The 13,083-nt window shown below is 41.9% G+C and carries 13 protein-coding genes and 1 pseudogene; 8 read left to right on the plus strand and 6 right to left on the minus strand.

What is annotated here, in order from left to right; all coding sequences use genetic code 11:
• Positions 1-65: 65 nt before the first annotated feature.
• From DACSA_RS00430 to aroC, 4 genes are all read left to right on the plus strand, one after another.
• Entirely contained in the window at positions 66-389 is a 324-nt protein-coding gene (locus DACSA_RS00430; RefSeq protein ID WP_015227885.1) for a hypothetical protein, read from the plus strand.
• Between the two features lie 83 nt (positions 390-472).
• The gene (locus DACSA_RS00435; RefSeq protein ID WP_015227886.1) at positions 473-907 is read left to right on the plus strand and encodes a peroxiredoxin; all 435 of its coding nucleotides are present in this window, start codon (positions 473-475) and stop codon (positions 905-907) included.
• A gap of 877 nt (positions 908-1,784) precedes the next feature.
• Positions 1,785-3,692, plus strand: a complete 1,908-nt coding sequence (gene ltrA, locus DACSA_RS00440; RefSeq protein ID WP_015227887.1) for a group II intron reverse transcriptase/maturase — start codon at positions 1,785-1,787, stop codon at positions 3,690-3,692.
• A 170-nt stretch (positions 3,693-3,862) separates the two neighbouring features.
• Positions 3,863-4,993 (plus strand): chorismate synthase, encoded by a 1,131-nt coding sequence (gene aroC, locus DACSA_RS00445; protein WP_015227888.1) that lies wholly within the window; start codon positions 3,863-3,865, stop codon positions 4,991-4,993.
• Here the strand turns inward: aroC and glcD are convergent.
• Positions 4,990-6,474, minus strand: a complete 1,485-nt coding sequence (gene glcD, locus DACSA_RS00450) for a glycolate oxidase subunit GlcD (RefSeq protein ID WP_015227889.1) — start codon at positions 6,472-6,474, stop codon at positions 4,990-4,992. The two genes, aroC and glcD, sit on opposite strands and share 4 nt — an antisense overlap.
• A gap of 27 nt (positions 6,475-6,501) precedes the next feature.
• Positions 6,502-6,900: pseudogene (locus tag DACSA_RS00455) on the minus strand (hypothetical protein); the annotation flags it as partial.
• Between the two features lie 9 nt (positions 6,901-6,909).
• On the opposite strand from DACSA_RS00455, the gene DACSA_RS20075 reads away from it, so the two are divergent.
• Both DACSA_RS20075 and hpsJ-A read left to right on the plus strand, forming a co-directional pair.
• Positions 6,910-7,083 carry a hypothetical protein gene (locus DACSA_RS20075; RefSeq protein WP_156800593.1) on the plus strand — a complete coding sequence of 58 codons (174 nt, stop codon included), beginning with the start codon at positions 6,910-6,912 and terminating at the stop codon, positions 7,081-7,083.
• A gap of 75 nt (positions 7,084-7,158) precedes the next feature.
• Entirely contained in the window at positions 7,159-7,884 is a 726-nt protein-coding gene (hpsJ-A, locus tag DACSA_RS00460) for an HpsJ-like protein, cyanoexosortase A-associated (protein WP_015227890.1), read from the plus strand.
• 186 nt (positions 7,885-8,070) lie between these two features.
• Here the strand turns inward: hpsJ-A and cofG are convergent, their stop codons facing one another.
• The 3 genes from cofG to DACSA_RS00475 form a co-directional block, all read right to left on the minus strand.
• Positions 8,071-9,018: a 7,8-didemethyl-8-hydroxy-5-deazariboflavin synthase subunit CofG gene (gene cofG / locus DACSA_RS00465; protein WP_015227891.1), complete on the minus strand. Its 948-nt coding sequence runs from the start codon at positions 9,016-9,018 to the stop codon at positions 8,071-8,073.
• A gap of 44 nt (positions 9,019-9,062) precedes the next feature.
• Positions 9,063-9,698 carry a Uma2 family endonuclease gene (locus DACSA_RS00470; protein WP_015227892.1) on the minus strand — a complete coding sequence of 212 codons (636 nt, stop codon included), beginning with the start codon at positions 9,696-9,698 and terminating at the stop codon, positions 9,063-9,065.
• 297 nt (positions 9,699-9,995) lie between these two features.
• Entirely contained in the window at positions 9,996-10,994 is a 999-nt protein-coding gene (locus tag DACSA_RS00475) for a zinc-dependent alcohol dehydrogenase family protein (RefSeq protein WP_041235230.1), read from the minus strand.
• Positions 10,995-11,176: 182 nt separating this feature from the next.
• On the opposite strand from DACSA_RS00475, the gene DACSA_RS00480 reads away from it, so the two are divergent.
• Together DACSA_RS00480 and DACSA_RS00485 are read left to right on the plus strand one after the other, a co-directional pair.
• Positions 11,177-11,791, plus strand: coding sequence for an alpha/beta fold hydrolase (locus DACSA_RS00480; RefSeq protein WP_015227894.1), 615 nt, complete (start codon positions 11,177-11,179; stop codon positions 11,789-11,791).
• A gap of 173 nt (positions 11,792-11,964) precedes the next feature.
• On the plus strand, positions 11,965-12,384 hold the full coding sequence (locus tag DACSA_RS00485; protein ID WP_015227895.1) for a CAAD domain-containing protein: 420 nt from the start codon (positions 11,965-11,967) through the stop codon (positions 12,382-12,384).
• A 43-nt stretch (positions 12,385-12,427) separates the two neighbouring features.
• On the opposite strand, the gene DACSA_RS00490 is transcribed toward DACSA_RS00485, so the two are convergent.
• Positions 12,428-13,003 (minus strand): (2Fe-2S) ferredoxin domain-containing protein, encoded by a 576-nt coding sequence (locus DACSA_RS00490; RefSeq protein WP_015227896.1) that lies wholly within the window; start codon positions 13,001-13,003, stop codon positions 12,428-12,430.
• Positions 13,004-13,083 lie beyond the last annotated feature (80 nt).

Here is a 13,083-nt window from a genome sequence, read left to right on the forward strand (position 1 = left end):
CAACAACTATCAAAATCTCTAGAAAATGCTATCAAAGAAAAGATGTGTTTTAGGTAAAAGCAAGCATGAATTGGCGTAAACAGTTTCGAGAATGGCATCGACGTTTGGCTGGCATTATGATTCTTCCTCTCATCGTCACCGCTATTACAGGGGTATCTTACCGCTTATCTAAAGATTGGTTTGGTTTTACCAGAGATCAAGCTCATTTTTTGATGGTGATTCACGAAGGAGAATATCTCGGCGATGAACTAAAAGGGATTTATGTGTTATTAAATGGGTTAGGTGTGTTATTCCTTTTAACCACAGGAGCAACAATGCTTTTCTCGAATATAATGAAGTCGGGACTTTTCTCGTCTCCGAAACAGCAAAAAGAACAATCCAAGTCTTAACAAGGGTGACAGAAATTGACAATTAACAATTCACCCTCGAAAATAACTGATGTTAGCCCAATTTAGAATCAGAAATTAAACGTATGGCACTCGCAATTGGTACAAAAGCACCCGATTTTACAACGAAAGATAGTGACGGAAATACCGTTTCTCTTTCAGATTTTAAGGGGAAAATGGTTGTTCTCTATTTTTATCCTAAAGATGACACTCCCGGTTGTACGAAAGAAGCAGAAGGTTTCCGCGATAACTACCAAAAATATCAAGATCAAGAAATGGTGGTTTTAGGAGTCAGTCGGGATGATGAAGCCTCTCACAAAATGTTTAAAGAGAAGTATGGCTTACCTTTTACCCTCTTAGCGGATGTGGATGGTAGTATTACCAAAGCCTATGATGCTGATGGGGGTGCGGTTTCCAAGCGTATTACCTATGTTATTGATGGTGACGGAAACATTAGTTATGTTGACAGCAATGTTAATACTAGCACCCATGCTGATGATGTTTTGAATGCAGTTCAATAATCAATAAATCATTCAATGTAGAGACGTTCCATGGCGGGAACGTCTTTTTTATCTGGGAAACCCCTAGGAGTAGAAGTGGTGACTATTTCCCCTGCTTGATCTACGGGATTATTAGGACAAAATTTCTTTGGTCGTTATGATGTGGTGATTAAGTGCGATTCGTTTCTGGTGAAATCGCATCGTAGTTCTCTTGAACTGCGGAGAGTATAAGCCAGAGCAGGGAGGAAATCCATCTTGGACTTTATATCCTTCGATGGTTACAGAACCTTGACAACGTGATATCCATGATGGTGAAATACCCCTGAGTATTACGAAATGTATAGAAAAGAGGGTGGGAATTACCGAACAATGAATGTAGGGAAAACCGAACATTAAATCCATCTCTCTTAGGATGTAAGAGGACAGCGTAACCCTTATCTAAAGAGTTGACTACTTGAGGATAAAGCAGGGTTAAATGGGATCACTGCTGGAAGCCTAATCTGGTAAATTCCCTAGCAAGAGGCTATGTCTAGTCAACGAACTTACGTCCGAACCATCGTTATTACGACCCTGCGTAAAGGCTGTCGCAGGGAGCGAAATATGCTCAACACAAGAGGATATAAGTTTTTAGTAGCTTATATCACATTCCCAAATTTGTGCGGTGGATAGTAAGGGACTAAGGTCTCAATCAAATGGATATCAGGAACGAAGTAACCCTCGTTCATACTCTTGGGAAGGTCGATTTCCAAGTAGTCTGTCGGGATGCAATCTCCGATTATCTTAATCGGGTTGAGCGAGGGCAGGATTGGATAAGAAGCGAACGCCTTCTGTAACAGGAAGGATATGCTGACGTATCCACTTTCGATTACGAAGAAAATGAAATTAAGTAGAGGGAATCATGGACTTACAAAAGTATGAAAGTAATGCGGCGATTAAGACCTTTCTTAATTATCCATTTTGGTTAAGTTTCGGATTACTCCTCATGGAGAAAACGGAATGGAGCGATATGGATTGGAAACAGGTTGAAATCAATGTGTTTAAACTCCAAAAACGGATTTTTCGAGCTTCTCAAAGTGGTGACGTGGCTAAAGTTCACAAACTCCAGAGATTATTGTTGCGGTCTTGGTGCGCCAAACTCTTTGCAGTACGACGCATTTCGCAGGATAACCAGGGTAAGAATACTGCTGGGATAGATGGTGTAAAAACCCTAAGTCCTAAGCAAAGATTAAACCTTGCTGAAAACCTAACTCTTACAGGGAAGGGTAAATCCTTAAGACGGGTCTGGATTCCAAAACCAGGTAAAGCGGAAAAACGCGGCTTGGGTATTCCAGTAATGGAAGACCGTGCGAGGCAAGCACTTCTTAAACTGGCTTTAGAGCCAGAGTGGGAGGCAAAATTTGAGCCAAATTCGTACGGATTCAGACCAGGACGCTCTTGCCATGATGCGGGAGAAGCAATTTTTGATGCAATTCGGTACAAGCCTAAATGGGTGTTAGATGCCGATATCTCGAAATGCTTCGACCGCATAAATCACGACGCTCTCTTACAAAAATTGAATACAACTCCGACTATTGCTCGACAAATTCGAGCTTGGCTAAAGTCGGGGGTCTTGGATAAAGGTGATTGGATGCCAACAAATGAGGGAACACCACAAGGAGGGGTGATAAGTCCTCTATTGGCAAACATTGCTCTGCATGGACTTGAGGAGTACATAAAACAATGGGCTGAAACTTGGAAAGGTAGAAAAGAACGCAATCGTTCTTCCATCTCCTTAATCAGGTACGCAGATGACTTCGTTGTTCTCCATAAGGATAAATCCACCATCCAACAAGCGAAAACGCTAATTGAACAGTGGTTACATGGCTTAGGCTTAGAAATTAGCGAGAGCAAGACGAGAATTTGTCATACAGTTATGGATTCCGAAGAAGAGAAAGCAGGTTTTGATTTCTTAGGATGGAATATCCGTCAACATGAAATCGGAAAAAACCATTCAGGAAAAAGTACAAATGGCAAATTACTTGGATTCAAAACAATAATCAAACCTAGCGACAAAAGTATCAAAACTCACTATGAAAAGATTGTCTCAGTGTTGGATTCAATGAAAGGTAAATCCCAAGAGGTAATCATTGATAGGCTAAATCCCATAATCACGGGATGGTGCAACTACCACAAAACAGTCTGCTCAAAAGAAGTATTTCACCATCTAGACCATCTAGTGTGGAATAAACTACGTCGCTGGATGAAAAGTCGTCACTCTAATAAAACTCTCAAATGGTGCATAGATAAATACTTTCATTTGACTAAGGAGAAAGATTTAAAGGGAGAGAAAAGGGTTAATAAATGGGTCTTTTCAACTCCTTCTGATATACCAAATTCTTCTGTTGCGGGCAAGCATGAATTACGCAAGCACGCATGGACTCAAATTGAAAGACATATAAAAATTGAGGGTTCGAGGTCTCCTTACGATGGAGATTGGCGGTATTGGAGTAAACGTCGGGGTGAATATCCTGGCACACCAAAACGGGTTGCTACTCTGATGAAGCGTCAGAAAGGCAAATGCGCTCGTTGTGAACTTTACGTTAAGGATGAAGATGTAATGGAGGTTGACCACATCGTCCCTAAAGCTGAAGGGGGCAAAGACCATTACAAGAACTTACAATTACTTCATCGTCATTGTCACCATCAGAAAACTGCCGAAGACCGACAACGACAAATGAACAACAAGGGGAAAAAGAAAGCCCAAAAGAAAACAAAGAAAGGTCGTAAATCGGAAACTAGACAGGGAAGTGCTGTTAATACAGCGTAGTTGGGAGAGGAGCGGTGTGATGGGAAACTATCACGCACCGTTCTGAAGCCGAGTCAGGAGGGCGACCTTCTGGCTTAGGTAACAGAAAACGTTGTGGAATTTCGCGATCGATGATCACGGAAAAAACTTGATAAAATAGACTATTCTAAACCTTATTTATTAAACCTGATATGGGTAGCATCTTCGGACAACTTTTTCGGATTAGTACCTTTGGCGAATCTCACGGCGGTGGTGTGGGTGTCATTATTGATGGTTGTCCCCCGCAATTACCGATTTCCACTGAAGAAATCCAAGTCGAATTAGATCGGCGCCGCCCTGGACAAAGTAAAATTACGACCCCTCGTAAAGAAACCGATACTTGTCAAATCCTCTCAGGAGTCTTTCAAGGGAAAACGACGGGTACACCGATTACGATTTTAGTTCCTAATAAAGACACCCGTCCTCAAGATTACAGCGAAATGGCGACGACTTATCGCCCTTCCCATGGAGATGCCACTTATGATGCTAAATATGGATTTCGCAATTGGCAAGGGGGCGGCCGATCATCGGCACGAGAAACCATTGGACGAGTTGCTGCGGGGGCGATCGCGAAAAAGATTTTACATCAATTGGCTGCGGTTGAAATTGTTGGTTATGTGAAACGGATCAAAGATTTAGAAGCGATCGTAGATACGGATATGGTGACTCGTGAACAAGTGGAAAGTAATATTGTTCGCTGTCCTGATCCAGAATGCGCTCAACAGATGATCGATCGCATCGATCAAATTCGACGAGAAAAGGATTCGATCGGTGGCGTTGTCGAATGTGTGGTGAGAAATGTTCCCAAAGGACTCGGTGAGCCAGTTTTTGATAAATTAGAGGCAGATTTCGCCAAAGGGATCATGTCGCTTCCCGCGAGTAAGGGTTTTGAAATTGGTTCTGGCTTTTCGGGAACGCTACTCAAGGGGAGTGAACACAATGATCCGTTTTATACCGATGAAACGGGAAACATTCGCACCCGTAGCAATTATTCTGGTGGGATACAAGGGGGGTTAAGTAATGGCGAGAATATCATTCTCCGTGCTGCATTTAAGCCCACTTCTACCATTGGTAAAGCCCAAGAAACGGTAACTCGCACGGGTGAAGCCACAGAATTGTCGGCAAAAGGACGACATGATCCTTGTGTACTTCCTCGCGCCGTGCCGATGGTAGAGGCAATGGTAGCACTGGTGTTATGTGATCACCTCCTGCGCGATCGCGCTCAATGTCACCTGTTCCATGACAGTGACCAATGTAGAGACGTTCCATGGAACGTCTCTTAATAAAGTTGCGCCCCCTTCCATTGAGCCGTTTTTTGAGCATTAGCAGCTTCTCCACAAGTGCGAGGAGTCGGAAATAACTTGGTTGGGTTTGCCAACCCTTTGGGATTAAATGCGGTGCGAACATATTGCATGGTTTCCATATCCACCGCGCTAAACATCTCGCTCATATAACAATTTTTATCCGCACCAATGCCATGTTCGCCAGAGATACTTCCTCCCGCTTCCACACAGCGTTTTAGGATTTTGCCGCCGATTTCTTCTACTGTTTCCAATGCTCCTGCGACGGATTCATCATATAAAATCAAGGGATGCAAATTACCGTCTCCTGCATGAAAGACATTAGCAATGGGATAACCATACTCCTGGCTTAAGGCTTCGATATCCCGTAACACGGCGGCTAATTGGGTACGGGGAATGACTCCATCTTGGACAAAATAATCGGGGCTTAAATGTCCCGCCGCAGCAAAAGCGGCTTTACGTCCTTTCCATAATTTAGCTCGTTTTTCGGCATCAGTGGCGATCGTTGTTTCTCGTGCGCCATTTTCCCGACAAATCTCTGCTGTGCGCTGAATGTTGTGGGTTACTTCCACTTCTAACCCGTCTAATTCTACTAATAAAATTGCCCCTGCATCACGGGGATAGCAACCCGCACCCACCACATCTTCTACCGCATTGATGGTGAGGTTATCCATGATTTCCATGCCACCTGGAATGATGCCATCGCCAATAATCGCGGCGACTGCATTTCCCGCCGCTTCGATCGTGGTAAAATCAGCGAGAAGCACGGCTACTGATTCGGGAGCTTTCAAAATGCGGAGGGTGATTTCAGTAGCAATACCTAATGTCCCCTCAGACCCCACAAATAAGCCCGTGAGGTCATATCCTGGCATTTCTGGGACTTGAGACCCCACATCGACGATCGAGCCGTCTGCGGTGACAATTTTGAGGGCGAGGACATGGTTCGTGGTCACGCCATACTTCAAACAATGAACACCGCCAGAATTTTCTGCTATATTCCCCCCGATCGAGCAGATAATCTGACTAGAGGGATCAGGGGCATAATAGAAGCCTTTACCACTAACTGCTTGTGTCACCCAATTATTAATTACTCCAGGCTGTACCACCACTCGCTGGTTAGAGAGATCAGTTTCTAAAATTTCGTTCATCCGTGCGGTAACAATCAACACCCCATCCTCTAAGGGTAATGCTCCCCCAGATAACCCTGTTCCAGCGCCTCTTGCCACCCATTTTAAGTTATATTGGTTACAGAGTTGAACCACAGCAGCGACTTCTTCCGTGCTACGAGGCAAAACCACCACCGCCGGACGTTGACGATAACTGGCTAAACCGTCGCATTCGTAGGTGAGAAGCTCATCTTTACGTCGAACAACGCCATCTTTTCCGACAACTTCCGTAAAGGCTTTGATAATTGGTCGCCATTGGTCTTTTGAGGCAGCTTTGAAAACGCTTTTTAAGAACATGATCTGAGGGAAAGTTTTGATAACTATCTAGAATTGTAACCCGACTCCTCCTTGAAAAGAGAAAGCCGTGTCACTTCCTTTACGATAAGCATCAAACGCCACGATCGCGTTACCAAATAAAACCGTATTACTATCTGGAATCATAAAATCAATCCCAGGCTGAATCGCAAAACTGGTTTGATCCCCCACTGGTGAAGGGGAATTTCCCGTCGCGAAGGAAACCCCTGCGCCCAAATAAGCGTCAGTTTGCCAATTGAGAGGGAAATCATAAGATATAGTGGGAACAATTGCAGTTCCCGCTCCAATTAAACTTTGTACTCGTAGGGACAAGGGAACTTCTAAGAATTTATAACGCACGTTCACCAAACCACCGATTTGTTCCCCTTCACCGCTACTATCTTCGGTTGCGCCATAGGTGACACCAACGCTAGCGGAATGATTTCTACGGTGTTGGGAAGTTTATTAATTACTTTAGTGGTGATTAGGACGTTTTCTCCTGCGGGGTATCATTTAAGAATTAGTCCAATTTTCTCTTTTTTAGGTTTATGCTTAATCACTGTTAAAGCGAGTAAACTATACTACTACGGAAAAGAGAAGCGATCGAGCTAAATTAGAAAACGCTTGGTTTTCTTGGTATCAAGTCATGCAAAAAGAAGTTTTATAATTGAATGAGGAGCGTTAACTATGGTACAAAAAACGACAAAATCAAATTCTGCGATTCCTATTTTACGGTATATTGGTTATGGATTATTAGTTTTTTCAGCGATCGACATTGCTACAATTTTATATCCTCCTCAGTTTACTAATCCCAGTTGGGAATTACAAACCATCGGTGGTATTGTGGAAAGAGTTCCCGTTCCCTTAATTGGTTTTGGATTTGTTTTTTTAGGTGAACCCTCACAATGGAAAATTCCAGAACGAGTCTTATTAAACTTAACCTCTTTTTTATCTCTAGTCGTCGCTGCGTTGTTTTTATTTCTCGTTCCTTTAGGGATTGTCAACACGATCCGAATTAATAATGAGAATACCGAAACAATTACCACTCAATCCGAACAACAAATTGAACAAATTGAACAATTAAAAAGTTTAGTAGGAGATGCTAATCCGCAAAATTTAGCACAGTTAGCACAACGACTGAATAGTCAAGAAAATCCAATTGAAGCTAATAATCCAGAAGAATTACGATCGGAAATTCGTTCTCGTCTTGAACAACAACAAGATCAAATTCAACAACAAGCAGAAAATACTCAGTCTCAACGTCGTCGTAATTTATTAGAAAATGCCGCAAAATGGATTACAGGTGCGCTTCTTTCTTGTGTTTTATTTGCGATTATTTTTCTTCAGACGGCTTGGGTGCGAAAGTTACCACTGAAAAAGAAAAAGCAAGAACAACCAAAGACAACTATGTAGGTTGGGTGGAGTTTACGAAACCCAACACCAATTATAAAGACAACCATGTAGGTTGGGTGGAGTTTACGAAACCCAACACCAATTATAAAGAATTACCTAAACTTGATCTAACCCCCCTTTGAAAGGTTTAATCCCCCCTAACCCCCCTTTGAAAGGGGGGAATAATGAGGTGGTGTGTAGCGTTCATTATTCATCTATGATATAAGAAATTCGGGATTTTAATCTAGGAGATAACCAGTGGTAATATTGGGGATAAATAGGAAGCCGAGGTTTCAATTTCCATCCTTCTTCGTTTAATATTTTCTGTAAGGAATCGACATGGAGATGCGGATAGTCTGGGTTAACTTCGTCAATGATACCAATTCCTCCTAAATCCGTGACTCCTGCTTTGATACAAGTAAGTAAAAATTGCGAGTCTGGAATTAAGTTGGGAGGAATTTGGATGGCGATATCTGAGGGTAAAATCTCACGGGCTTTTTGAATTAGTTTAGGAAATTCTTTGAGGTTAAATCCGTCTTTTTTCCAGCTTTGTTTGCTTCCTAAGCGGTGCGGTTGTAAGATGACTTCTTGGATGTGTTGATAGGTTTGATGTTGCTGGGCGATCGCGCTTAAACTTTCCCACCAATCGGCTTCGGTTTCGCCAATTCCGAGTAATATTCCTGTAGTAAAAGGAATCTTTAATTCTCCCGCATAAGCTAACTGTTGTAAGCGAATTTCTGGCTGTTTACTAGGTGCATTTTTATGAACGGTTTCTAACAGTTTGGGGGTAATTTGTTCTAACATTAACCCCATAGAAACGTTAACTTGTTTGAGTTGTTTCATTTCCTCATAAAAAAGGGGTCCAGCGTTCGTATGAGGAAAAAAGCCTAACTCTAATGCTAACTCGCATAAATCATAGATATGTTGAAACCAACGCTGACGACGGGGGGAGTTAGGATGAACTTCTCCTGATAAAATAAGGATTTCCCACACTCCTTTTTGTTGGAGAGAAATTAACCGCCGTTTCGCGTTTTCTAAACTTAACCATGTATCGTTTCTTGGATCAGTGCGAAAGTTACAGTAGGAACAGCGATTAAAACATTCATAGGTGGGAACAAGGGTGTAAGCTGGACTGTAGGTAATGAGAGAAGACATATCGCAATTTTAATTTTAGTTTTGGTGGTGATACAAACTTACAATTATTCTTGATTTTGTAACCACTCCCGTAGTTGTTTCAACAGTGCGTTTTCTCCCATTGTGTCTCGTTGATTTAAAATTTTAATGATCTCATTTTTGTTCAAAACGGATAAAACCTGAGACTGTTCACAATCCTGATAACTGCCATTTTCTAGAACATAAATATAAAGTTCTTTGCCATTAAATCGCCACACTTCTCTTATTCCTAATGCGGCGTAAATGCTGAGACGATCGAGAGAACTACTAGTAATATCAATTTCGATCGCTAAGTCTGGCGGCGGATCAACAGTAAGATCAAAATTAACTTTTCCTCGTACTGTTGCTTCTTCAGTAATATAGTAACATTCATCGGGTTCAATCCCACGCTGCAAATCTTTCCGACTCCAAGTTGTTGATCCCAAACTATACACTTCTAATCCTAGGATTTCAGTTGTTGTTTCTACAATCCGTCCTAAAAGTCGCTTGTTCCTTTCATGTTCTGGTAAAGGAGTCATTATTTCTAGGATTCCGCGATCATAGGTTAAATGTTGATTAGAGGTTTCTGCTAAATCTAACGCTAATAATTGATAAGTTTGCCATTTTACTCCTTGTAAAAGGGTGTAGTGTTCTCCAATCGATCGAGGGGAAATAGTTATCATTGTTTTCAGTCAAGGATTAACAATAAACGGTTATTATGGGATAGGAGTTGGGTTTCGTTTCTCTACACCCAACCTACGTTTAATTAGTGCCTCCTGTTGGGAAACTGAAAGTTTTACCAAATAAGGATTTGAGGCGATTCAGTTCAGGTAAAAATGCAAGTTCATTGATTGTTCAATCGTCAAAACCTTGCATGCAAGCCTTTTGCCTTTTGCCTTTTGCCTTTTGCCTTTTGCCTCTTGCCTCTTGCCTTACTCAACCAACCAATGGACTTTTTTAGCAAACCCTAATTAGATAGATTAATTCATTACTAAAGCGATTTTTCCAGTCATTCCTCCCGCTTCTAATAATTGATGGGCTTCTGCTGCTTTTTCTAACGGAAAGGTTTGATGAAGATGGATTTTTAATCCTCCCTGATCAATGAGGCGAGAACATTGTTCTAAAATTTTAGTTTGGGCGAGTTGTGCGTCTAAATTATGGGTAAGCTGGGGAGTTAACATTAATTCTAAACCAATGCGAAGATTGCGCGATCGAGCTTCTTTCCAATTAATCGTTTCACTAGGACTTAAAATTGTCACCACATCGCCGTATAATTGCACTGCAGCAAAGGTTTTTTCTAAGTTTTCGCTGCCGACGGTATCAAAGGCTAATTCTACTCCTTCTCCCTCCGTCCAATCATTAACCGCATCCACAAAATTCGTTTCTTGATAATTAATGGGATGCGCTCCTAAATTCTTGACAAACGCTGCTTTTTCTGCTGAACTGATGGTAGTGCAAACTTCTGCTCCTTTCAGTTTTGCCAGTTGAATCGCCACATGACCAACGCCACCACTTCCCCCGTGAATTAACACTCGTCTTCCCGCTTCTAACCGTCCTCGATCGTACAAGGCTTCCCAAGCGGTAATCAAAACTAAAGGGGCGGCGGCAGCTTCAGCAAAGGAGAGAGATTGAGGTTTCGCTGCCACAAATCGCTTATCTACCACTGCATATTCAGCATAGTTTCCTGTTCCTTTTTTGCCTAGTCCCCCATAACAAAAATAAACTTCGTCTCCCACTTGAAAACGGCTGACATTGCTTCCCACTGCTTCGACAATTCCCGCCCCATCGCAGCCTAAAATTGCTGGAATTTGTTCGGGGTAAAATGTGCCACGCTTGCGTAATTTTGTATCAATGGGATTAATGCCGACGGCGCAAAGACGGATTAAAATATCTTGTGGGGTGCTAATTTTGGGACTGATTACATCTTGCGGTTGTAAGACGTTTGCTGTCCCGTTGGTGGTCATTACGATCGCTCTCATAATTGCTAACAATTAACGATTTATTTACCCTTCAAATTTTATCAAATTGATTAACTCTTATAGCGATTCCATATCATTTGTAAAAAGTTGACTCACGAAAGCCCCCCAGAATTGGGGGATTTGGGGGGCAAATCATTTACAATTCATTTAGGATTGCTATATCAATTAAATTCCTTTCAATTATGCGTCAATCACCTGATTATCTTCTTTTTGCCCAACATGGCTGGGCGGATACTTCGGTAACAATGAGAACTTTATCAAATCGTTTACAATTAAGAAATACAGTAATTATTACCCCTGATTTAGGGTTTTATAAAACTTGGTGGCGATTCAATCCTTTAATTCAAAAAGTTAGCACGATCGCGCACTATTACCTAGAGAATTTTCCCGATGTTCCCATCAGAATTGTTGGGCATTCGATGGGAGGATTAATCTGGCTAGAAATATTAAAACAATATCCGCAATGGTGGGAAAGAGTGGAAAGTTTAGTTTTAATTGCTTCTCCGATTAAGGGTGCAGAATTAGCGAGAATTATTGATCCGTTTCGTTTAGGAATTGGTGTCGCCAGAGAGTTAGCAAAAAATCGTCAGCGTTTAGCGGAAACCATTGCGAAAGATATTCCCACTTTGAGTGTTGCGAGTAACTATTTTTTAGCAACAGATGGCACAATTTCTGTGCGTTCAACGCAGTTTCAATATGCAAAATGTATTTGTCTTTCTGGGGTTTCTCATGCTGATCTGCGAATTGATCCGCAAGTCATTAATAGTATTCGCGAGTTTTGGGGAATCGATCATTGATGGTTAATTTTAAGGCCTCGATCGAGTTTACAAAAATTTATATTTCTCATCCCTTGCGAGAGGAAAAAGCGTCATCGAAGCCAACAATTATAATTAGATGATATTTTGATAAGATCAGCAACAGAAAGACAAAAGATCAGTTCATCACAAGAAAAATCAAGGAAATCTAGATTATGGAACAAACAACAGAAACCCAAAGCCAACAAACCGAAGCCGAAATTAACACCGAAGCGGGGGGAGAACTCGCACCAGCGAACACTAAACCCCAATGGCAAGAACAAATCAAACCTGCGGTAGATGTTTTTTCTAAACTTCCAGACTACGTGGGACAATTCTTTGCTGACTATCAGCAACCTCTCCTCACTCTTTTACTGATTATCGCCGCTATTGTCACCGTCAGAGTAACTCTCGCTGTTTTAGGTGCGATTAATGGGATTCCTTTACTCTCCCCAGTTTTTGAATTAGTGGGATTAGGTTATACTGCTTGGTTTGTATATCGCTATCTGTTACGCGCTTCTACTCGCCAAGAATTAGCTTCTGAGTTTAACACCCTGAAAGGACAAGTGGTTGGGAAAAACTCCCAAAAGTCGTAACTTATCATCGATTATAGGGGCGAACTCTAATTCGCCCTTACCGTTAACCAATCAAGACACTATATTGTTGTGCAATTAATTCTCGGACTTGTTCTGGCTTCAAGCCTAGATGACGGGATTTATCCCCTTGCATCACTAAACAGGGTCCTTTCTTACATTTTCCCATGCAACCAGTCGCTTTTACTTGCACTTGCTCGCTCAATTGGTGTTTTTCTACCGTTTCCATCGCTGCTTGATACACTGCTTTTCCGCCACGTTTACAGCAGGAAGACTTTTGACAGACTAGGATTTTCTCTTTTTTACTCTCTTTTTTCGCTGACTTGGGTTGAGGAGAAGGCGTAACCGCTACAGGATCATGTGCTTCGATCGAGCTAATTTTCCGTTTCCGTTTCCCTTCTTTCGGTTTGTAGGTTTCTTTACCCGATACCGTGATCCAAGTACCAACGGGTAACTGATTTTCTGTCAGGAGAGGGCGTAACTCCTTGCTGAGTTTAAGCAACTGTTCCCCTTCGGCGGTGGCGAGACGGAGATACTTCGGTTTGAGAGGAGATTTCCCTGACGCATCGAGAAACCGTCCTTCTAGAACAAAGGTGCTAACTTGTTTTTTACTTTTCTTCACGTTAAACTCCCAACTTAAAACTGCAAATTATTCTCAACTTGTTAATTCTAGGATGACAAAAAAGATCGGATTTAACAAGT

This window comes from Dactylococcopsis salina PCC 8305 (assembly GCF_000317615.1).
In the GTDB taxonomy this organism is placed as follows: domain Bacteria; phylum Cyanobacteriota; class Cyanobacteriia; order Cyanobacteriales; family Rubidibacteraceae; genus Halothece; species Halothece salina.

Coding starts and splice junctions, on each gene's coding strand:
- DACSA_RS00480 (WP_015227894.1), top strand. CDS start 11,177: ATGCGTCAATCACCTGATTATCTTCTTTTTGCCCAACATGGCTGGGCG.
- glcD (WP_015227889.1), bottom strand. CDS start 6,474: ATGTTCTTAAAAAGCGTTTTCAAAGCTGCCTCAAAAGACCAATGGCGA.
- DACSA_RS20075 (WP_156800593.1), top strand. CDS start 6,910: ATGATTTCTACGGTGTTGGGAAGTTTATTAATTACTTTAGTGGTGATT.
- DACSA_RS00435 (WP_015227886.1), top strand. CDS start 473: ATGGCACTCGCAATTGGTACAAAAGCACCCGATTTTACAACGAAAGAT.
- DACSA_RS00430 (WP_015227885.1), top strand. CDS start 66: ATGAATTGGCGTAAACAGTTTCGAGAATGGCATCGACGTTTGGCTGGC.
- DACSA_RS00485 (WP_015227895.1), top strand. CDS start 11,965: ATGGAACAAACAACAGAAACCCAAAGCCAACAAACCGAAGCCGAAATT.
- hpsJ-A (WP_015227890.1), top strand. CDS start 7,159: ATGGTACAAAAAACGACAAAATCAAATTCTGCGATTCCTATTTTACGG.
- DACSA_RS00470 (WP_015227892.1), bottom strand. CDS start 9,698: ATGATAACTATTTCCCCTCGATCGATTGGAGAACACTACACCCTTTTA.
- aroC (WP_015227888.1), top strand. CDS start 3,863: ATGGGTAGCATCTTCGGACAACTTTTTCGGATTAGTACCTTTGGCGAA.
- DACSA_RS00475 (WP_041235230.1), bottom strand. CDS start 10,994: ATGAGAGCGATCGTAATGACCACCAACGGGACAGCAAACGTCTTACAA.
- cofG (WP_015227891.1), bottom strand. CDS start 9,018: ATGTCTTCTCTCATTACCTACAGTCCAGCTTACACCCTTGTTCCCACC.
- ltrA (WP_015227887.1), top strand. CDS start 1,785: ATGGACTTACAAAAGTATGAAAGTAATGCGGCGATTAAGACCTTTCTT.